Genomic DNA, 20833 nt, shown 5'->3' with positions numbered 1-20833 from the left:
GCCTGACAGTCCTTCCACGCGGCAATGGCGTAAGACGTGTTGAACTTTCAGGCAGTTAGCGGGCTGCGGGTTGCAGCCTGGCCGGTAAAGGGAAGCTTCCGGAGAAACAATCCCGGTCATTCCTCTGATAATTGCGCTGTATTTCCACCTGAAATACAGGCTACCGACACTCTGCGCCTCTTAAGCGTTCGACAACCGGGAGGTTGACGGCGCGAACAGTCACGAGGCCATCGGTTCACTCCCGGTCAGCGTCACCATGCCCGCAGCTTTGTCGTCAATGTAAGAATAACGAGTAAGTTACGATGAAAAGAATGCTAATTAACGCAACTCAGCAGGAAGAGTTGCGCGTCGCCCTCGTGGATGGGCAACGTCTGTACGACCTGGATATCGAAAGTCCTGGACACGAGCAGAAAAAAGCGAACATCTACAAAGGCAAAATCACCCGCATTGAACCAAGTCTCGAAGCCGCATTTGTGGATTATGGCGCCGAAAGACACGGTTTCCTCCCCTTAAAAGAAATCGCCCGCGAATATTTCCCCGCAAACTACGCCTCTCATGGTCGTCCGAATATTAAAGATGTCCTGCGCGAAGGCCAGGAAGTCATCGTTCAGATAGACAAAGAAGAGCGTGGCAACAAAGGCGCAGCGCTGACGACGTTTATCAGCCTCGCGGGCAGCTACCTCGTGCTGATGCCGAACAACCCGCGTGCGGGCGGTATCTCTCGCCGTATCGAAGGCGACGATCGCACCGAGCTTAAAGAAGCGCTTTCAAGCCTGGAACTGCCGGATGGCATGGGGCTTATCGTGCGCACCGCAGGCGTCGGTAAATCCGCCGAAGCGCTGCAGTGGGATTTAAGCTTCCGCCTCAAGCACTGGGAAGCCATTAAAAAAGCCGCTGAAAACCGCCCGGCACCGTTCCTTATCCATCAGGAAAGTAACGTCATCGTGCGCGCGTTTCGCGACTATCTGCGCCAGGACATCGGCGAAATCCTTATCGATAACCCGAAAGTGCTTGAGCTGGCCCGCCAGCACATCGCGGCACTGGGTCGTCCGGATTTCAGCAGCAAAATTAAGCTTTACACCGGTGAAATTCCGCTGTTCAGCCACTATCAGATCGAATCCCAGATTGAGTCCGCCTTCCAGCGCGAAGTGCGTCTGCCGTCCGGCGGCTCGATTGTTATCGACACCACCGAAGCGCTGACCGCTATCGACATCAACTCCGCCCGCGCGACCCGCGGCGGCGATATCGAAGAGACGGCGTTTAACACCAACCTGGAAGCGGCGGATGAAATCGCCCGCCAGCTGCGCCTGCGTGACTTAGGCGGTCTTATCGTTATCGACTTCATCGATATGACGCCGGTACGCCACCAGCGCGCGGTGGAAAACCGTCTGCGCGAAGCGGTGCGTCAGGATCGCGCGCGCATCCAGATTAGCCATATTTCCCGCTTCGGCCTGCTGGAGATGTCCCGTCAGCGCCTGAGCCCGTCGCTTGGCGAATCCAGCCATCACGTCTGTCCGCGCTGTAGCGGCACCGGCACCATCCGCGATAACGAATCTCTGTCGCTCTCCATTCTGCGTCTGATTGAAGAAGAAGCGCTGAAAGAGAACACCCAGGAAGTTCACGCTATCGTTCCGGTGCCTATCGCCTCCTACCTGCTTAACGAGAAGCGTGAAGCGATTACCGCTATCGAAACGCGTCAGGGCGGCGTGCGCTGCGTGATCGTGCCAAACGATCAGATGGAAACGCCGCACTACTCCGTACTGCGCGTGCGTAAAGGCGAAGAGACGCATACCCTGAGCTACATGCTGCCGAAGCTGCATGAAGAAGCGATGGCGCTGCCGTCTGAAGACGAATACGCCGAGCGTAAACGTCCTGAGCAGCCGGCGCTCGCCACGTTCGTGATGCCGGACGTGCCGCCAGTGCCGCAGGAAACCGCCGCACCGAAAGCCGAAACCGCCGCGCCGAAAGCGCCGGTCAACGCCGCAGCGCCTGCCAAAGAAGGCTTCCTGAGCCGCGCCATCAGCGCGCTGAAGAGCCTGTTCGCCAGCGAGCCGCAGGCACAGCCTGTCGCGAGCGAGCCGGAGCAGCAGCCTGCGAAAAACCGCGACGAGAAACAACAGGAGCGCCGCAACGGTCGTCGTCAGAACAACCGTCGCGACCGTAACGAGCGTGGCGATCGCAGTGAACGCGGCGAGCGTCCGTCCCGTGATAACCGCGACAATCGCGATAACCGTGACAACAGCGAAGCGCGCGAAGAGAACCGCCGTAATCGTCGTGAGAAACAGCAGAACGCCGAGGCACGTGAAACCCGCACCCCGGTTGCTGAAGAGGCCGCCGATAAGGCGAAATCCCGTGACGATCAGCCGCAATCTCCGCGCCGCGAACGCAACCGCCGTCGTTCTGAAGAGAAACGTCAGGCGCAGCAGGAAGTCAGCGCGCTGAACCGTGATGAGGCCGTTGAAGAGACCGAACAGGAAGATCGCGTTGTTCAGGTAATGCCGCGCCGTAAACCGCGCCAGCTGAGCCAGAAAGTGCGTATCGAATCCGCAGCGGAAGCAGAAGCTGTCGGCACCACCGACGCGCCGGTCGCTGAACCGCGTGAAGAAGCCGCACCGCTGGCGCTGCCTGCCAACGTGGAAACGCCTGCCGTCGCTGAAGAGACCAACCAGACGGGCAGCGAAAACGCCGGTATGCCGCGTCGCTCTCGCCGTTCCCCGCGTCACCTGCGCGTCAGTGGCCAGCGTCGTCGTCGCTACCGTGACGAGCGTTACCCGACCCAGTCGCCAATGCCGCTGACCGTCGCGTGCGCGTCGCCAGAAATGGCGTCCGGTAAAGTCTGGATCCGCTACCCGCTGCCGCGTGTACAGGAGCAGGACGAACAGCAGCTGGAGCAGAACACCGCGCCGGTGGCTGAAACCCAGGCGACTGAAGCACCGGTTGCGCCGGTCGCTGAAGCCGTGGTGGTCGAGCCGTCTGTGGTGGAAGCTGCATCGCAGGAGCCGGTGGTGGAAACCACGCATCCTGAAGCGATTGCCGCGCCGGTCGACGCCGAGCCGCAGCTTATCGAATCGCAGGATCAGGCCGTCGCTGAGCAGGTTGCACAGGAAGCCGTTCCGGCTGACGCCCCGGTCGCTGACGAAGCGCCTCGTGAAGAGACCTCTGCTGTCATCGCAGAAAGCGCGCCTGAACAGGCACCTCAGCCAGAAGTGATTGCTGATGAGCCGGTGAAAGCGCCGGAAGCCGCGCCGGTTGAAGCGCCGCAAACGCCGCAAGACGACGTGAAAGCGCCGGTGGTGGCTGTCGCGTCCGCAAGCGTCGCCTCTGCACCAATGACCCGCGCACCGGCACCGGAATATGTCCCGGAGCCGCCGCGTCACAGCGACTGGGTTCGCCCGGCGTTCGAGTTCAGCGGTAAAGGCGCTGCGGGCGGCCACAGCGCCACCCATCAGGCCTCTGCCCCTGCAACGCGTCCTCAGCCGGTGGAGTAACCTTCCCCGCACAAAAAAGCCGGTCAATGACCGGCTTTTTTATTGCCTGCTTTCCCCTGTTTTTTGGTGGCGGTCACCTGCCGCATTCCCGCAAGCTCTGGCATCACGGCTTTCATCAGTTCCAGAAAACGGCGCAGCCGCGCAGGATAGTAACGCGCCCACGGATAGAGCAGATACACCGGTAGCGCGGGCACCTGCCACTGCGGTAACAGCTGCACCAGACGCCCTTCGCGCAAATCCTCCTCCACCGCCCACGCGGAAATCATCCCCACGCCAAGCCCGTTAAGGATCGTGCGACGGATAGCGTACAGGCTGTCGGAACTGAGCCGCGGCAGCACCGTAAATGCCTGCCGCTCGCCGCTCCCAATATGATGCAGCGTGACTTCACGCCGATAAAACGTGCTGAGCGCCACCCACGGCAGCGCGGCGAGGCTGTCAATATCCTCGACGGGCGGGTGACGCGCCAGAAGCTCAGGCGACGCCACCACGATGCGCGGCACTTCGGCGAGCTCAACGGCAATCACCGACGGGTCGATATCCGGGCCGACGTGCAGCGCACAGTCGATGTTATCGCTGATAAAGTCCGGCGACTTGTCATTCAGCATCCAGTCGACGCACAGCCCCGGATAACGGTTTAAAAACGCGGTAAGCGGCGCGATAAGCTGATCCTGACCAAACGCGTGCGGCGCACGTACACGCAGGACGCCAACCGGCTCCCCTTCGGCGTTTTTGATTTCATCCTCAAGCGCCTGCCAGCTCGCCAGCACGCTGCGCGCATGTTGATAGCAGCGCTCGCCGTCATCGGTGAGCTTCATGGCGTGCGTGGTACGCAGCAGGAGCCTCGCCCCAAGCAAATCTTCCAGCGATTTCAGCCGACGGCTGACGGTCGCCTGGGTGGTATTCATCTGCTGCGCGGCGGCGGAGAGCGAGCCACTCTCAATAATGCGCACAAAGGTATGCATCAGCTCCACGCGGTCTATACGCTCAATACCCATCTTATTTCTCTCTGTCATACGCCAGACGTATAACCGTTTTATCATGTCGCCCTCTACCGCGCCAGCTGCCGCGGGCGGACAATCCTCCGCACTGACTACTTACGAGGGTTTCACCATGAATAACCATAACAACGCTGCACAACCCGCCCCTGGGCTCTCACGATTACTGATACTGATTCTGGCGATGGCGACGGGGCTGAGCGTCGCCTCGATTTACTACGCGCAGCCCATCCTGCCGCTTATCGGCAGCGATCTGCATCTGAGCGTTGACGGCATGGGCCTTATCCCGACGCTGACCCAGGCGGGCTACGCGCTTGGTATTCTGTTCTTGCTGCCGCTGGGCGATCGCCATGACCGCCGCACGCTGATTCTGGTGAAATGCCTGGCGCTCGCCGTCATGCTGGCGCTCTACAGCCTGAGCGGCGGATTGCACAGCCTGCTGGTATTAAGCCTGCTGGTGGGCATGATGGCGACCATGGCGCAGGATATCGTGCCCGCCGCCGCGATCCTCTCCCCTGCCGGCCAGCAGGGTAAAATCGTCGGCACCGTGATGACCGGTCTGTTGCTTGGCATTCTGCTCTCCCGCTCGGTGAGCGGCGTTATCAGCGCGGCCTTTGGCTGGCGGGTGATGTATCAGCTCGCCGCCGCCAGCATCGCGCTCATTGGGCTGGTGCTGTGGCGCGTACTGCCGCGTTTTGAAACCCATGCAACGCTGAGCTACCCGGCCCTCCTGCACTCGATGGGCGGTCTGTGGAAACGCTACCCGACGCTGCGCGGCGCGGCGATGGCGCAAGGATTTCTGTCGATTGGCTTTAGCGCGTTCTGGTCGATGCTCGCGGTGATGCTGGCCGATAAATTCCACATGGGAAGCGCCGTCGCGGGGGCTTTCGGTCTGGCGGGGGCTGCGGGCGCGCTGGCCGCTCCGCTCTCCGGCGTGCTGTCCGATCGCTTTGGCCCGGCGCGTGTCACGCAGCTCGGCAGCCTTCTGGTGATGGTCTCATTTGCCGCCATGTTTGCGCTGCCCCTGCTTTCGCCTTCGATGCAGTTAGTGCTGATTGCCGTCGCGGCGGTGGGTTTTGATTTAGGGTTGCAGTCGTCGCTGGTGGCGCACCAGACGCTGGTCTATAGCCTTGAGCCGAAAGCGCGCGGTCGTCTTAACGCCCTGCTCTTTACCGGTGTGTTTGTGGGTATGGCCCTCGGTTCACTGCTCGGCAGTAAAGCCTGGGCGCTGGGCGGCTGGCCTGCCGTGGTGGCGCTGGCAACGCTTGCAGGCGGCGTGGCGCTGGTGATTCGCCTCACACAGAAAGCGCGTCCGACAGAAATTGCAGCGCAACAGGCTGCACAATAAGCAAAAAAAAGCCCGCCTCAGAATAACGAGGCGGGCACATTAAGCATGCCCAGTTTCATGACATGCTTCAAATCGACAAACTTACTTATTTAACTGGAACAGCGACATGCCCTGCATATCGCTAAACGCTTTGTAGGAAGCCTGAAGCGCCGCCTGCTGCATTACGTAGGAGGAGATGGCCGAGTTCCAGTCCACATCCACCAGGTTACTCATCTGCGCCGTCTGGCCCAGCGTACGTTCCGCGCCCAACTGATCGAGGTTTTCCAGCTCTTTCTGCTGAGTACCGACTTCCGCCAGTACGGTGCCGACGTTATCCAGGGCGTTGCTAAGCCCACGCGAGGTTTTGGAGACGGCGTCCAGCAGGCCCTGCTGGGTCGTCTCATCCGCACCTTCCATCGGCGTTTTCAGCGCGGCGATAGCGGAGTCGAGCATTTTAAACAGGTTGGTTTCGCTCGGCGATCCATCCGGCTCCGGCTTGGCGTTGCTGGTGATACGGTTGAACACCAGATCGCCGGTATGGCCGATAACCATCGTGCGCGCGGAATCCACCTGCTGCGTGATGTTTTCGGTGCCGCCGTTATAGGTAATGTTGCCAGGCGTACCGGAGAACGGCGCGGCATCGGTTTTATAGCCTGCGAAAATATAGCGGCCATTACCATCGGTGCTGTTTGCCAGGTTCAGCAGCTGATCGCGCATCCCCTGCAGGTCAGTTGCGACCGACGCGCGGTCGGTGTCGCTCAGCGTACCGTTGTTCGCGTAAACGATTTTTTCCTGCGCGGAGGTGATAACGCTGGTCACCTGAGACAGGACGCTCGACTCCAGCGACACTTTCTGCGTCGCGAAGGTACGTGCCTGGGTGTACTGCTCGTTCTGCGCCTGTGCCTGGGAGAGCACCACAGCCTGGGCTGCGGCGATTGGATCGTCAGACGGACGGTTAACGCGTTTACCGGTGGACATCTGCTCACCGTATTTCAGCCAGGTACTCTGCGAGTCGGTAATGCCCCGCATGTTCTGCTGATACATCATTTGTGTACTAATACGCATCGTTCGGTTCCCTGTTAGCGAATCTGGAGAAGCGCGTCAAACAGCGCGGACGCGGTTTGCAGCACCTGAGCATTCGCCATGTAGTACTGCTGATAGCGTTGCAGGTTGCCGTATTCTTCATCCAGGTTAACCCCGGAAATGGACTGCTGCTGGTTAGTCAACTGCGTGACCACGTTAGTCTGGGTCGTACTGGAGCTTTTCAGCGTGTTGGTTTTGTTACCCACTTCACTGATAAACGCCGCGTAAGCATCGTTAAACGTTTTGCTGCCGCCGACGACTTTGCTGTTTTGCAGATCCAGCAGCGCTTTGCCGTTACGGTTGTCGCTCTCGCCAGAGGTCGCGTCTGACGCCATCGCGATTTCAGACTCGTCATGGACATTCACATCCATGCTGATGATGACGTCGTTAACCGGCTTCACGATGAAGGTATCTTTGTTCGCAGCCGCGCCCGTAATGCCGATCTTCAGGCCGTCAAACTCCAGCGCGGTCACGTTGCCGGCACCATCGGTGGTCGGCGTCGCGTTCACGGTGACGTTGTCAGACAGACGCGTCACTTTCCAGTTCGTGCCGTCATACGCCATCTGGTAGTTGCTGGCTTTCACCGCCGTGCTGTCGGTAATGCTTGCCGTCAGCGAAGCGGAGCCCGTGTTACGCGCGTTGCTCATGGCCGCCGGAGAACCGAGCTTAAAGAAAGCCTTACCGGCGTCGCCGTTAGCGTCAAAGCCCGCTTCGTGTTGTTTGTTGAACGCGTCACCAAAAGCCAGCGCTATCTGGCCAAGGTTATTACGCGCCTGATCGAGATCTTCGCTGCGGAAGGCGAACAGGCCGCCCAGTGAACCACTGGTGACCAGCTTTTCCGGGATCTCAATGTTCCCGGCGGTCTTGTCGACAAATGCAATCGTCGTACGAGACGGATCGGCGCTGGACGGCACGGCAGCCACCTGGCTTGCCTTACTGCCCTGCACCAGGTTATAGCCGTTCGCCATCGTCACGTTAAAGGTGTTGCCGTCCTGAACGGACACATCCACGCCGACGATTTTATTCAGTTCGCTCACCAGCTGATCGCGCTGATCCAGCAGATCGTTTGGCGACGCGCCCGCGCCCATACCGGTCAGGCGGGTGATCTGTTCGTTCAGCGACGCAATCTGGGTCGCGTAGTTGTTGATCTGCTGGACGCTGGCGGTCACGGCCGTATTGACCTGTTTATCCTGGTCGCGCAGATACTGATCCACCACTTTAAACTGGTTTACCAGACCGTCAGCTTTACCGAGCAGGGTCTGACGCGCTGCCGGATCTTCGGCGTTGCTGGCCAGCGTCTGCAGGCTTTTGAAGAAATCCTGCATAGTGGTGGAGATATTGTTGGTGGTGCCAGAGACCATATCGTCGATTTTCGACATCTGCTCATAGCGGGTGGTTAAGCCGCTGCTCTGGTTTTGCGCGGCGTTCAGCTGATTGGTGATGAACGCATCATATTCACGCTGAATACCAGAAACATAAACGCCGTTGCCGACCCAGCCGCCCTGCGTCATGGTGCTGTTAGACTGCCCCAGAACGGTGGTCTGGCGGGTATAGCCTGCGACGTTATAGTTAGAAATGTTATTGCTCACCGTGCTCAGTGCGGTTTGTGCCGCACTCAGGCCACTCATGGCGCTATTAATTAAGCTACTGGACATGGAGGTTCCTTTTGAACATTCATATGCGGGTCCTGACGATAATTATCGGCAGCGCTTAAGAGAACTTGAGTGGTTTCAGAACAGCGACGAGATATCCTGGTTGTACGCCTTGCTCACTTTTTCACCGAGCGATTTCATCTGCTGGATCATGCTGGTCAGCTTGCGGGCGTAGTTCGGATCGGTCGCGTAACCGGCATTCTGCAACGCTTGCGCGCCCTCTTCCGCCGACGCGGCCGTAGTCACCGCCGCATAGCGCGGGTTGCGCGTCAGCATGCCCACGTAATCGGACAGCGCCTCAAGATAAGAGCCGTAAACGCGGAACTTCGCCTTCACTTTTTTCGCTTCGCCGTTTTCATATTCGGTGGTGGTAATTTCGGTCACCGGCCCTTTCCAGGACGATGTCGCCTTCACGCCGAAAATGTTAAAGCTCGGCTCGCCGTTCTCTTTGCGGATCTGGCGCTGGCCCCAGCCGGATTCCAGCGCGGCCTGCGCCAGAATCAGGTGATGAGGCACGCCGCTCTGCTGGCTCGCAAGTTTCGCAGGCAGCGAAAGCTGCGCCAGGAAGTCTTTGCTGTCGCCGGAGAGCGGCTCTTCGTTGGTCGGCGCTTTCGGCATCGCCTGGCGCACAATCTGGGTAATCGCCTGGTTGCGGTAGCTGTTCATGGTGTCGATATCAAACTTCATCGGCACCTGAGCCACGTTATCCGCCGCGGCAGCGGGCTGCTCGCTGGAAGCCGCCTCGCCGCCCATCTGTTTGACCATCATGTCAGCGAGGCCTAAGCCTTTGCCCGCCGTCATCTGCTGGGCGATTTGCTGATCGTACATACTGGTGTAAAGCCGGGTCTGATCGCTACTGAACAGCCCATCCTTGGGCAGCGCTTCGCGCATGCTTTTCAGCATCATTTGCACGAACATCCCTTCCATCTGACGGGCAACCGATTTCAGGTTGCCGTTCGGATCCTTTGAAACCTTCGCTTTCAGGTCATTCAGTGATTGCGCGTCAAAGGCGGCGCTGGACAGTAATTTGCTATCAGTCAGCATCAGATGATTTCCAGTTTGGCGCGCAGACAGCCCGCGCTTTGCATGGATTGCAGAATCGACATCAGATCCATCGGCGTGGCGCCCAGCGCGTTAAGCGCACGTACCACGCTGTTCAGGTTGGCGCTGGAGGTAACGCGTTGCAGCGCACCGCCACTCTGGCGCATGTCGATCTGGGTTTGCGGCGTCACGACCGTCTGGCCGCCACCAAATGGCGTATTCGGCTGGCTGACGTTGGCCTGCTGGTTAACCGTCACAGAGAGGTTGCCCTGCGCGACCGCACAGCTGTCGAGTGCCACTTCACGGTTCATCACCACCGAGCCGGTACGCGAGTTAATAATGACTTTGGCGTCCTGCACCGCGACATTCACTTCAAGGTTCTGAATGCCTGCCAGTAACTGCACCTGCGAGCTGCCGCCGGTCGGTGCGCGTACCTGAACGGTACGGGCGTCCAGCGGTACCGCGGAGCCATAGCCGCGCGCGCGGTTAATGGTGTCGGCAATCTGCTGCGCCAGCGTAAAGTCATCATTATTGAGCTGCAGGTTAATGGTGTTGCCGGAGCCGAACTGCGTCGGCAGTTCGCGCTCGATTACCGCGCCGTTGGTAATACGCCCGCCGTTAAGCTGGTTCACCTGCACGCTGCTGCCACCTGCGGAAGCGCCCGCGCCGCCAATCAGAATGTTGCCCTGCGCCAGCGCGTACACCTGGTTATCGACGCCTTTCAGCGGCGTCATCAGGAGCGTACCGCCGCGAAGACTTTTGGCGTTACCCATTGAGGAGACCACCACGTCGATGGCCTGCCCCTGGCGTGCGAACGCCGGGTAAGAGGCGGTGACCATCACGGCCGCCACGTTTTTCAGCTGCATGTTAGTGCCCGCCGGAACGGTGATCCCGAGCTGCGAGAGCATGTTGTTCAGGCTCTGAGTGGTAAACGGCGTCTGGGTCGTCTGGTCGCCGGTGCCGTCAAGGCCCACCACCAGGCCGTAGCCAATCAGGGAGTTTTCACGTACGCCCTGTACGGTGGTTAAGTCACGAATGCGGTCAGCCTGCGCGAACGTCGCGACGAGCAACAGCAGGAATCCTGTAAGCGATTTAAACATTTTTCACCTCTGTTACATCGGCGATAAATTAAGGAAGAAACGCTGTAGCCATCCCATGTTCTGCGCTTCGTTGATGTAGCCGTTGCCGACATATTCAATGCGGGCATCCGCCACCTGCGTGGACGGTACCGTGTTGCTGCCGCTAATGGTGCGAGGGTTAACCACGCCCGAGAAGCGGATAAATTCTGTGCCCTGGTTAATGGCAATCTGTTTTTCACCGACCACGTGCAGGTTGCCGTTGGCGAGAACCTGATCGACGGTCACGGTAAGCGTGCCGCTGAAGGTGTTGCTGGCGTTAGCGCCGCCTTTGCCATTAAAGGTATTGCCGCCGGATGCGCTGACATCGGCGCGCGCATTGCCAAAGAGGCCCTGCAGATAGCGAGGAACAGTATCGAGACCAAAACTGGTCTTGCCGTCGCGGCTGGCGTTTGCCGACGAGCTCTTGCTCGCGCTGACGTTTTCTTGCAGCTCAATGGTGAGCGTATCGCCGACGTTACGCGGACGACGATCTTCGAACAGCGGTTGATAACCGTAGTTAATCTGCTGTACGGACTGGAAAATGGAACCGTTAACCACCGGCGCGGGGGCAGGTGCGGGCTGCGCGGTCGTCGCGCCCTGAACCAGCGGAGTAGAAGGCACCCACGCACAGCCCGACAGGGTTAATGCGAGAGCTATCGCGATAGGGCAGAGTTGCGCACCGGTCTTTTGCATTGCTTTCATCTTCGTAGTGGCGTTCGGTGTGGCATTACGCCACACCGAAACAGGCTTTAGAGTTGCGTCAGTTTTTGCAGCATCTGGTCAGTGGTGGAAACCGCTTTACTGTTGATCTCGTAAGCGCGCTGTACCTGGATCATATTGACCAGCTCTTCCGCCACGTTGACGTTAGAGGTTTCGACATAACCCTGATACAGCAGCCCTGCACCGTTCAGGCCCGGCGTGCTTTCGTTCGGCGTGCCGGAGGACTGGGTTTCGGTGTAGAGGTTTTCACCAATGCTTTCCAGACCGCTGTCGTTCATAAAGGTGGTCAGGTTGATCTGGCCGACCTGTACCGGCGCCGCCGTTCCCTGCTGGGTCACGCTCACCACGCCGTCGCGACCGACGGTGATGCTCAGCGCGTTCGCAGGAATGGTGATAGCCGGCTGAACCTGGAAACCGCCCGCGGTCACGAGCTGGCCGTTCTGATCCACCTGGAAAGAACCGTCGCGGGTATACGCGGAGGTGCCGTCCGGCAGCAGAACCTGGAAGAAGCCCTGGCCTTTAATCGCGACATCTTTGCTGTTGTTGGTCTGAGACAGGTTGCCCTGCGTGTGCAGACGCTCGGTGGCGACAGGGCGCACACCGGTACCAATCTGCAGGCCGGAAGGCAGCGTCGTCTGTTCAGAAGACTGCGCGCCCGGCTGGCGGATGGTCTGGTAAAGCAGATCTTCAAACACCGCGCGCTGACGTTTAAAACCGTTGGTGCTGACGTTCGCCAGGTTGTTGGCGATAACGTCCATATTGGTTTGCTGGGCGTCGAGGCCGGTTTTGGCAATCCATAAGGAACTGATCATAGTGTCGTCCTGTTGATTAACTTATCGACAATAACTGATTAGCGCGCTGCTCGTTTTCATCGACGCTGGTGATGATTTTCATCTGCATCTCGAAGCGACGGGCGTTGGCTATCATGTCGGTCATGGCTTCCACGGGTTTCACGTTACTGCCTTCCAGCACCCCGGACATCAGAGTGACAGTCGGGTCGGCCTGCAACGTCGCGCCGCGGGCGGTCTGCGCCTGCTGGTTTAAACGAAACAGTCCGTCGTCGCCGCGAACCACTTCCTTCGCGCTGGCTTTAACCATCTTCAGACGGCCCACCGGCGCGATAGTGTTCGGGGCGTCGCCCGGGTTCAGTACGGAAATCGTACCGTCGGCGGCGATCGTGACTTCCGCGCCTTCCGGCACCACGACCGGACCGCCCTCACCCATCACAGGATTTCCCTGAATGGTGAGCTGACCGGTCGCCGTGCGCTGGATGTTACCGTTGCGGGTATACGCTTCGGTGCCATCGGGTGCCTGCACCGCCAGCCAGCCGTCGCTGCCCTGAATGGCAACGTCCAGCGGACGGGAGGTATAGTCGAGCGACCCCTGGCTCATATTCACGCCAGGGGTGGACGCCGTGACCAGCGTGCGGGTTGGCAATGACAGCCCTTCTACCGGCACGGCGCGCAGCGCGTTGAGCTGAGCACGAAAGCCAGGCGTTGATGCGTTGGCCAGGTTGCTAGCCGTGACAGACTGCTGGTTCAGCGTCTGGCTGGCGGCGCCCATGGCGGTATAAATTGCGTGATCCATTAAGCCATCCCTTCAGACAATTAGCGCAGGTTAACCAGGGTATTGAGGATCTGGTCCTGAGTCTTGATGGTCTGCGCGTTCGACTGGTAGTTACGCTGCGCGACGATCATGTTGACCAGTTCTTTACTCAGGTCGACGTTGGACGCTTCGAGCGCGCCGCTGGTCAGCTTGCCGAAGTTGCCGGTACCGGCAGAGCCCAGCAGCGCCACGCCAGAGGCGGTGCTTGCAGACCAGACGTTATCGCCCTGGGAAGAGAGACCTTCCGGGTTGGCGAAGTTCGCCAGCACGATCTGACCCAAAAGCTGGCTCTTCTCGTTGGAGTAGTTACCCACCAGGCTGCCATCTTCGTTTACCTGATAACCCACCAGGTCGCCCGGCTTGTAGCCGTTCTGGTTGGAGGTCAGGAGGACGTTAGCGCCGGAGTTCTGCTGAGTGGTGCCGGTCAGGTTCATGCTGAAGGTGAATGCCGCGGAGCCGTTCAGGGACGCCACAGAAATCGGCACCTGCTGGGAGCCCGCCGGCGCCGCGTTGGTGATGCTGGTCAGAGCGCCGCTGTCGCTGAAAGTCAGGCTGGTCAGTTTGGTCGGTGTTGAGCCGCTTACGCTGGTGTCGTTGTTATAGACATCCCACTGGTTATCCGCGGTTTTCACGTAGTACAGCTTCAGGTTGTGTTCGTTACCGAGGCTATCGTAAACGGTCAGCGGCACGCTTTTGTTAAAGGTGCTGGAGTTAGCCGGATCGAACGGAGACTGCGCCGGAACATCGTCAGAGGAGTTCAGGTTCATCACGAAGTTCGCGCTGGTGGTCTGGCTTGCCGGCATCTGCGCGGTCGGGATGGTCAGCGGAATCGGGTCTGCGCCCTGCTGAATGGTCGGCGGGGTGCCGGTTGCCGGGTAGCCGGTCACCTGCATACCCTGCATGTTCACCAGGTTGCTTTTTTCGTCCAGTTTGAACTGGCCGTTACGGCTGTAGAATACGCCGCCGTTGCTGTCAAGCAGACGGAAAAAACCGTTCTGGCTGATAGCTACGTCGAGCTTACGGCCGGTGTTGGTGGTCACACCGTCGCCGAAGTCCTGGGTGATACCCGCAACTTTAACGCCGAGGCCCGCTTTCGAACCGGCAAACATGTCGGCGAAAGAGACGGAGCCAGACTTAAAACCATAAGTGGCGGAGTTGGCAATGTTGTTGCCGATAACGTCGAGGTTGGTGCTGGCAGCATTCAGACCGCTGACCGCTTGTGAAAAGGCCATTTCTTACTCCTGATAAGATTGAAGGCTTAAATAATTTGCCGTACCTGGTCGAGTGTGGTGGTCCCGTAGGTGCCGAGATCCAGCAGGCTCGCGCCGTTGCTTCGCGTAATGCCGTTCACCAGCGCGAAGTTAAGCGGCTGTGCGACCAGCTGGGTGCCTCCGTTGCTTGCGGCAATGGAGACGTTGTAGGAGCCATCCGGCGCCTTAGTGCCGTCGCTCATCGTGCCATCCCATGAGAAGGTATGAACGCCAGCGCTCAGCGCGCCGATTTCGATGGTACGAACGACTTTCCCGCTCTTATCAGTGACAGTGGCGGTAACTTTATCTGCGGCCTGTTGCAACTCGACGCCAAACGGTGTCGTGGTCTCTTTGCCGGTCAGAATGGTGCTGCCCGGGATCATCACGCCGTGACCGATAAGCGCGCTCGCCGCAAGCGACTGGCTGTTATCGATCTGGCCGGAGATAGATCCGAGCGTGGTGTTCAGTTTCTCGATGCCGCTCACGGTGCTGATCTGCGCAAGCTGCGTGGTCAGTTCGTTGTTCTGCATCGGGTTGGTGGGGTCCTGGTTTTTCAGCTGCGCCACCAAAAGCGTCAGGAAGCTGCTTTGCAGATCCGAGGCGTTGCTCCCGGTCAGACTGCTGCCTGCGGTTGCGCTGCTGGTACTGCTGGTGCTGTAACTTTCGTTAATGCTGGACGTAACCGACATTGTTTTCTCCTTTATTGACCGAGCGTGAGCGTTTTCAGCATCATGCTTTTCACGGTGTTCAGCACTTCAACGTTGGCCTGGTAGCTGCGGGAGGCGGACATGGAGTTCACCATCTCGCCGACCACGTCAACGTTCGGCATACGGACATACCCCTTGGCATCCGCCAGCGGGTTGCCTGGCTCGTAGACCAGTTTGTCCGGAGCCTGGCTTTCCACGACATCCGTCACCTTTACACCGCCGGTCGCAGCACCTGGTGCGGCGTCAACCTGGAAAACCACCTGCTTTGCGCGATAAGGCTGACCATCCGGCCCGGTCGCACTGTCGGCGTTGGCAAGGTTACTTGCCGCCACGTTCATGCGTTTGGATTGCGCGGTCATCGCGGAACCGGCAATGTCGAAAATATTTAAAAGCGCCATCGCTTTTTAACCCTTACTGTTGCTGCAGCACGGACATCATGCTTTTGATTTGGCCGCCAAGAACCTGCAGATCGGTCTGATACTTCAGGCTATTGTCAGCAAACTGGGTACGCTCACGGTCCATATCGACGGTGTTGCCATCCATAGACGGCTGATCCGGCACGCGGTACAGCAAATCAAGAGAAGCGCCGGTCGACGCCTGAGCCGGAATATGGCGCGATGAAGTCATAGCGAGCGTCATGGTGCTGCCTGACGCGCGGCCCTGATCCATCACTTTTTTCAGTTGGCTGGCGAAATCAATATCGCGCGCCTGATAACCTGGGGTATCGGCGTTGGCGATATTGGCCGCCAGAATCTCCTGACGCTGAGCGCGTAAATTGATAGCTTCCTGTTGGAAGCGCAGCGCGGCGTCCAGTTTATCGAGCATGATTCCTCCACTTAGTCTGGTGAGTGTGCACAGCTTACTGTTCCTCACGCGTGCGTTATCGTTGGAATAAACGCAAAATGCGTCGCTATTTGTTGCCTTGAACAAAAACAGAGCAGAGTAGAATCCTCCCTGTTCCGAAAGTGGAGAAGTGCAATGAAGAGCCTGAAATTCTGTCTCGCCGCGGGTTTACTGCTGTTAAGTCCCGGCATTTTCGCCGATGCGCTCAACGCGCAGCTGACGCCGTTTTTTCTGCAGCGTCTGGCAGGAATTAGCGATGCGGTAGTGGTGACGGTGAAAACGCCGGAGCCGCAGAGACTCACCTGCGACAATCCTGATTTCAGCTTGCCGGGCAACGCGCGTTTATGGGGAAACCTCAGCGTGCAGGTGCGTTGCGGCGAGCAGAAACGGTACATGCAGGTGAATGTTCAGGCCTTCGGAAACTACGTGGTGGCCAGTCAGCCTGTCGCGCGCGGCGGCATGCTGGATGAGTCTAACATCCGCCTGGAACGCGGCCGTCTGGATCTCCTGCCGCCAAACGCTATGCTCAATCTTGACCAGGCGCGCGAAGCTGTTACTCTGCGTGACCTCGCGGCAAACCAGCCGGTGATGCTGTCGATGGTGCGTCAGTCCTGGCGCGTAAAAGCGGGTCAGCAAGTCCAGATCCTCGCCAACGGCGAAGGCTTTAGCATCAATGGCGAAGGCCGCGCCCTCAACAATGCGGCGGTGGCGCAAAACGCCCGGGTCAGAATGGCCTCAGGCCAGGTGGTCAGCGGCATCGTGGGTTCTGATGGGATTATTCTGATTAACCTGTAATCTTTATAAAGAATTCATCGTGGCTGCCGATATAGTTAATCAACTAACGATGAATATCGGCTCTACGCCGCGAGCCCCTCTATGAGGAAAAAATCAATGAGCATTGAACGCACGTCACCCCTGAAACCAGTGAGTACGGTGCAACCGCGCGAAAACAGTGAACCGCAGGCACCGAAAGCCCGTCCGACGGAAACCGCGGCGGCTGGCAGCGCCAGCGTCACCTTAAGCGGCGCCCAGGCAAAACTGATGAAGCCAGGCGCTGATGATATCAACGTTGAGCGTGTGGAAGCGCTGAAGGCCGCCATTCGTAATGGCGAGCTGAAAATGGACACCGGCAAAATCGCCGATGCGCTTATCCAGGAAGCTCAGAGTTTCTTGCAGGATAAATAACCTATGAGCCGTCTGTCAGAAGTGTTAGACCAAATGACAACTGTCCTGAATTCGCTGAAATCTGTGATGGATGCGGAGCAGCAGCAGTTATCCGCGGGCAGTCTCAACAGCAGTGCGCTTCAGCGCATCACTGAAGAGAAAAGCTCGCTGCTGGCCACGCTGGACTATCTTGAACAGCAGCGCCGCAGCGAACAGAAAACGCACCGTGACGCGCCGCCGGACATGGCGCAACGCTGGCAGACGATCACTCAGAAAACCCTGCACCTGCGCGATTTAAATATGCATAACGGCTGGTTGCTCGAAGGGCAAATGGCGCGTAACCAGCAGGCGCTGGCGGTGTTAAAGCCGATGCAAGAGCCAGCGCTTTACGGCGCGAACGGGCAGACTGCCGCGAATATGCATCGCGGCGGGAAGAAAATCGCCATCTGACCGCAAGGTTACGGGTAAAAAACGCCATTCCGGCAGGGAAATCCTGCCGGAAGGTTTTTTCACATCTGAATAAAAGCACACTGAAAATCGCCTATAAAAAAACGCGCCGGGGAAACCCACTGGCGCGTTTTTGTAACAGCGTTTACCGCCGTTCGGTTTACACCGTACGACGCGCGAAATCCCGCACGCGGAAGCCAAGCACGGTGAGCGTCGCGAAATACGCGATAACGCCTGCGACTACCACGCCCGCAAGACGCAGCAGACGCAGCGGCATGCTGCCCTGCGCCCAGTCCGGCATGAAATGCATCACGCCGATAAGCGCCGCGGACATCACCAGCACCGCGATAATCAGCCGCGTTAAAAATGCTCCCCACCCCGGCTGCGGCTGGAAAATTTTACGCTTACGCAGCTGCCAGTAGAGCAGGCTCGCGTTAAGACAGGCCGCAAGACCAATCGAGAGCGCCAGCCCCGCATGTTTCAGCGGCCCGATAAACGCGAGGTTCATCACCTGGGTCATGATGAGCGTCACGATGGCGATTTTCACCGGCGTTTTGATGTCCTGGCGCGAATAGAACCCCGGCGCGAGCACTTTCACCACAATCAGCCCCATCAGTCCGACCGAGTACGCCACCAGCGCCTGTTGGGTCATCAGCGCGTCGTGACCGGAGAATTTGCCGTACTGGAACAGCGAAACGGTCAGCGGTTTAGCAAGAATGCCGAGCGCCACCGCGCTTGGCAGCGCCAGTAAAAAACACAGGCGCAGCCCCCAGTCCATCAGGCGCGAATACTCGTCATGATTACCGCTCGCGAAACTTCTCGACAGCGAGGGCAGCAGGATAGTCCCGAGCGCCACGCCCAGTACGCCGGACGGAAACTCCATCAGGCGGTCAGCGTAATACATCCAGGAGACCGAGCCGGAGACCAGAAACGAGGCGAAAATCGTGTTGATGATGAGCGAGATCTGGCTCACCGACACGCCGAGAATGGCCGGCCCCATCTGTTTCATAACGCGCATCGCGCCCGCATCTTTAAAGTTAATGCGCGGCAGCACCAGCATGCCGATTTTCTTCAGGTGCGGCAGTTGATAAACGAGCTGCAACACGCCGCCGACCGTGACCGCCCACGCGAGCGCCAGCACCGGCGGGTTAAAATATGGCGCGGCGAAAAGTGCAAAACCGATCATGCTGATATTAAGAAACGTGGGCGCAAACGCCGGCACCGAAAAACGGTTCCAGGTGTTAAGAATCGCACCCGCGAGCGAGGCCAGCGAAATCAGCAGAATATAAGGAAAGGTAATACGCAACAGCGACGAAGTGAGCGCGAATTTATCGGCCGTATCAGCAAAACCCGGCGCGGTCACCAGAATCACCCAGGGTGCGGCCAGCATGCCGGCTATCGTCACCACAAAGAGCGCCAGCGTCAGCAGGCCAGAGACATAGGCCACAAACACGCGCGTGGCGTCTTCGCCCTGCTTGCTTTTATATTCGGCGAGGATCGGCACAAACGCCTGCGAGAACGCGCCTTCGGCGAAGATGCGACGCAGCAGGTTCGGCAGTTTAAACGCCACGAAGAAGGCGTCGGTCGCCATCCCGGCCCCGAACACCCGCGCCACAATGGCGTCGCGCGCAAACCCGAGCACGCGGGAAAACATCGTCATCGAGCTGACCGCAGCCAGCGACTTCAGTAAATTCATTGTTGTTCTTTCCCATAAACACCGACGCCTGCAGGGCAGGCGTCTGGGGGCTTTTCAGCGAAGCGCTTAGTCTACTCGACTGAAAGGGAAATACTACTGGCAGATGCGCCCACCGTTATTCGCGCATCGCCTCGCGCCAGAGCCGCTCCACCACGCGCTGGGCAAGAAGCGCCTGCTCGCCTGCGGTTTCAGGAACCGTCTGATTCTGCACGCAGTCGATGAAGTGCCGCGCACAGCCCGCAAAACCGCGCTGCTCCAGCGTGCTCTGCCAGCCAGGCACCGGACGCTGCACCACGCCTGCGCCGCGCTCTTCGCGCCACTCGCGCATGTCGGTCACGTCAATCAGCGCGCCGTCGGTGACCGCCTGCACCCACTCGCGCTGGCTACCGGCGCGACGGTGCATGCTGGTAGTGATGGACAGATCGCCGCGGCGGAAATGATGTTCGGCGTACCACATTTCGCCCTGCGCGGTGGTTTGCAACGCGCCGCTCGTAAGCGTCGCCTCGCCGCCGCCGAGCCACAGCGCGGTATCTACCAGATGCAGATAATCATCCAGCAGCGTGAAGCGCAGGTCATGCGGGCCAACGCTGTCGGCACGGTGTTTATCCATGCGCAGCGACGCCCCCGCGCCCATCGCGTTTTTCAGATCGCGATAGAGCGGCGCGAAACGGCGGTTGAAGCCGACCATTAGCGTCAGATGGCGCTGTTTGGCCTGCGTCACCAGACGCTCGGCGTCGGCGAGGTTTTCCGCCAGTGGTTTATCGACGCAGACATGGACGCCCGCGTTCAGCAATTCGCTGACCACCTGGTAATGACTGCTGGTGGCGCTGTGGACAAAAACCGCGTCGCACTGCGCGGCCAGCGCCTGTAGCGAATCGATATACGGCATCCGGTACGCCTCGCAGACCGGCAGCGCTTTCGCGCGCGTCGGGGAGAACGCCCCCACGAGCGTCCAGTCCGTCGCCTGTGACAGCACCGGCAACCAGGCTTTTTGCGCAATACCGCCAAGCCCGACAACCCCAACGCGTAATTTCGCCACGATTATTCTCCCAGGTGACCTAACAGTGATTCGAGGCGCTCGCGCAGTTCCGCCACCTCAAGTTCCAGCGCCTCAACGCGCGCGGTTAAGGCGTCGGTATCCACGCCTGCGGTTTCGTTACTCGCGGCAAGCGTTGCGGTATCCGGCTCGCCGCAAAAAAGATGCATATAGCGGCTTTCACGCTTGCCCGGCTCGCGCGGCAGACGCGTGACAAACGGCCCGTCCTCACGGGTGGCGAGCGTCTCAAGCGTGTTTTCAAGCGCCGCCGTGTCGCTGAACTCATGCATGCGCGCTGCGCGACTGCGCAACTCGCCCGGCGTCTGCGCGCCGCGCAGCAGCAGGGTCGTGACCAGCGCGACTTCGGCAGGCGAGAATTTCAGATCGCCAAATTCAGAATTACAAAAGCGCTGCTCATATTTGGTCACGCGATTGCCGAAACCGCTGACGGTGCGCAGATAATGGCGTTTCACCAGCTGATCCAGCGTCTCCTGCACCTGCGCCTCGCTCAGGTTCATCACCGGCTCGCGGTTGGTTTTCTGATTGCAGGCCGTCACCACGCCGTTGACCGAAAGCGGATATTGCTCAGGCGTGGTGACCTGTTTTTCCAGCATACAGCCGATGACGCGCGCTTCCAGCGCGCTGAACTGATGTTTCATAG

At 59.1% G+C, this 20833-nt stretch carries 20 protein-coding genes; 5 read left to right on the top strand and 15 right to left on the bottom strand.

The window, feature by feature from the left end:
• Positions 1-302: 302 nt before the first annotated feature.
• Positions 303-3488 (top strand): ribonuclease E, encoded by a 3186-nt coding sequence (rne, locus tag G9X48_RS02815; RefSeq protein WP_097640879.1) that lies wholly within the window; start codon positions 303-305, stop codon positions 3486-3488.
• 23 nt (positions 3489-3511) lie between these two features.
• On the opposite strand, the gene G9X48_RS02810 is transcribed toward rne, so the two are convergent.
• Positions 3512-4483, bottom strand: coding sequence for a LysR family transcriptional regulator (locus tag G9X48_RS02810; RefSeq protein ID WP_097640878.1), 972 nt, complete (start codon positions 4481-4483; stop codon positions 3512-3514).
• A gap of 115 nt (positions 4484-4598) precedes the next feature.
• Between G9X48_RS02810 and G9X48_RS02805 the strand changes: the two genes are divergently transcribed.
• The gene (locus G9X48_RS02805; protein WP_097640877.1) at positions 4599-5831 is read left to right on the top strand and encodes an MFS transporter; all 1233 of its coding nucleotides are present in this window, start codon (positions 4599-4601) and stop codon (positions 5829-5831) included.
• Positions 5832-5912: 81 nt separating this feature from the next.
• On the opposite strand, the gene flgL is transcribed toward G9X48_RS02805, so the two are convergent.
• The 11 genes from flgL to flgB all read right to left on the bottom strand — a co-directional run bounded on the left by flgL (position 5913) and on the right by flgB (position 15811).
• Entirely contained in the window at positions 5913-6875 is a 963-nt protein-coding gene (gene flgL / locus G9X48_RS02800; protein ID WP_014729144.1) for a flagellar hook-associated protein FlgL, read from the bottom strand.
• A 14-nt stretch (positions 6876-6889) separates the two neighbouring features.
• On the bottom strand, positions 6890-8548 hold the full coding sequence (gene flgK / locus G9X48_RS02795; protein WP_007888943.1) for a flagellar hook-associated protein FlgK: 1659 nt from the start codon (positions 8546-8548) through the stop codon (positions 6890-6892).
• Positions 8549-8623: 75 nt separating this feature from the next.
• Positions 8624-9589, bottom strand: coding sequence for a flagellar assembly peptidoglycan hydrolase FlgJ (gene flgJ, locus G9X48_RS02790; RefSeq protein ID WP_097640876.1), 966 nt, complete (start codon positions 9587-9589; stop codon positions 8624-8626).
• Positions 9589-10686, bottom strand: a complete 1098-nt coding sequence (locus G9X48_RS02785; RefSeq protein ID WP_004385207.1) for a flagellar basal body P-ring protein FlgI — start codon at positions 10684-10686, stop codon at positions 9589-9591. The genes flgJ and G9X48_RS02785 overlap by 1 nt, the downstream gene beginning before the upstream one ends.
• A gap of 12 nt (positions 10687-10698) precedes the next feature.
• Positions 10699-11397 carry a flagellar basal body L-ring protein FlgH gene (gene flgH / locus G9X48_RS02780; RefSeq protein ID WP_004385209.1) on the bottom strand — a complete coding sequence of 233 codons (699 nt, stop codon included), beginning with the start codon at positions 11395-11397 and terminating at the stop codon, positions 10699-10701.
• Positions 11398-11453: 56 nt separating this feature from the next.
• Positions 11454-12236 (bottom strand): flagellar basal-body rod protein FlgG, encoded by a 783-nt coding sequence (flgG, locus tag G9X48_RS02775; RefSeq protein WP_004385210.1) that lies wholly within the window; start codon positions 12234-12236, stop codon positions 11454-11456.
• A gap of 16 nt (positions 12237-12252) precedes the next feature.
• Complete coding sequence (locus G9X48_RS02770) at positions 12253-13011, bottom strand: flagellar basal body rod protein FlgF (protein ID WP_004385211.1); 759 nt, start codon at positions 13009-13011, stop codon at positions 12253-12255.
• Positions 13012-13031: 20 nt separating this feature from the next.
• Entirely contained in the window at positions 13032-14261 is a 1230-nt protein-coding gene (flgE, locus tag G9X48_RS02765) for a flagellar hook protein FlgE (RefSeq protein WP_007888947.1), read from the bottom strand.
• 26 nt (positions 14262-14287) lie between these two features.
• Positions 14288-14968 carry a flagellar hook assembly protein FlgD gene (gene flgD / locus G9X48_RS02760; RefSeq protein WP_004385213.1) on the bottom strand — a complete coding sequence of 227 codons (681 nt, stop codon included), beginning with the start codon at positions 14966-14968 and terminating at the stop codon, positions 14288-14290.
• 11 nt (positions 14969-14979) lie between these two features.
• A complete protein-coding gene (flgC, locus tag G9X48_RS02755; protein WP_004385214.1) occupies positions 14980-15384 on the bottom strand; it encodes a flagellar basal body rod protein FlgC in 405 nt (134 codons plus the stop codon).
• Positions 15385-15397: 13 nt separating this feature from the next.
• Positions 15398-15811, bottom strand: coding sequence for a flagellar basal body rod protein FlgB (flgB, locus tag G9X48_RS02750; RefSeq protein WP_004385215.1), 414 nt, complete (start codon positions 15809-15811; stop codon positions 15398-15400).
• A gap of 153 nt (positions 15812-15964) precedes the next feature.
• Here flgB and flgA point away from each other — a divergent pair, with 153 nt between their 5' ends.
• The 3 genes from flgA (at position 15965) to flgN (ending at position 17443) form a co-directional block, all read left to right on the top strand.
• Positions 15965-16624, top strand: a complete 660-nt coding sequence (gene flgA, locus G9X48_RS02745; RefSeq protein ID WP_097640875.1) for a flagellar basal body P-ring formation chaperone FlgA — start codon at positions 15965-15967, stop codon at positions 16622-16624.
• 96 nt (positions 16625-16720) lie between these two features.
• A complete protein-coding gene (gene flgM, locus G9X48_RS02740) occupies positions 16721-17014 on the top strand; it encodes a flagellar biosynthesis anti-sigma factor FlgM (RefSeq protein WP_004385218.1) in 294 nt (97 codons plus the stop codon).
• 3 nt (positions 17015-17017) lie between these two features.
• Entirely contained in the window at positions 17018-17443 is a 426-nt protein-coding gene (gene flgN, locus G9X48_RS02735) for a flagella biosynthesis chaperone FlgN (protein ID WP_004385219.1), read from the top strand.
• A 157-nt stretch (positions 17444-17600) separates the two neighbouring features.
• On the opposite strand, the gene murJ is transcribed toward flgN, so the two are convergent.
• The 3 genes from murJ to G9X48_RS02720 form a co-directional block, all read right to left on the bottom strand.
• Positions 17601-19136, bottom strand: coding sequence for a murein biosynthesis integral membrane protein MurJ (murJ, locus tag G9X48_RS02730; RefSeq protein WP_007866771.1), 1536 nt, complete (start codon positions 19134-19136; stop codon positions 17601-17603).
• 115 nt (positions 19137-19251) lie between these two features.
• A complete protein-coding gene (locus tag G9X48_RS02725; protein ID WP_085046676.1) occupies positions 19252-20175 on the bottom strand; it encodes a Gfo/Idh/MocA family oxidoreductase in 924 nt (307 codons plus the stop codon).
• A gap of 2 nt (positions 20176-20177) precedes the next feature.
• Positions 20178-20831, bottom strand: a complete 654-nt coding sequence (locus G9X48_RS02720) for a YceH family protein (protein WP_097640874.1) — start codon at positions 20829-20831, stop codon at positions 20178-20180.
• Between the last annotated feature and the right edge of the window lie 2 nt (positions 20832-20833).

This window comes from Cronobacter sp. HA18006, from assembly GCF_011605445.1.
Classification (GTDB): Bacteria; Pseudomonadota; Gammaproteobacteria; order Enterobacterales; family Enterobacteriaceae; genus Cronobacter; species Cronobacter sakazakii.
Note: the sequence above shows the minus strand (reverse complement) of the source record. Positions and strands in the feature narration are given on the sequence as shown.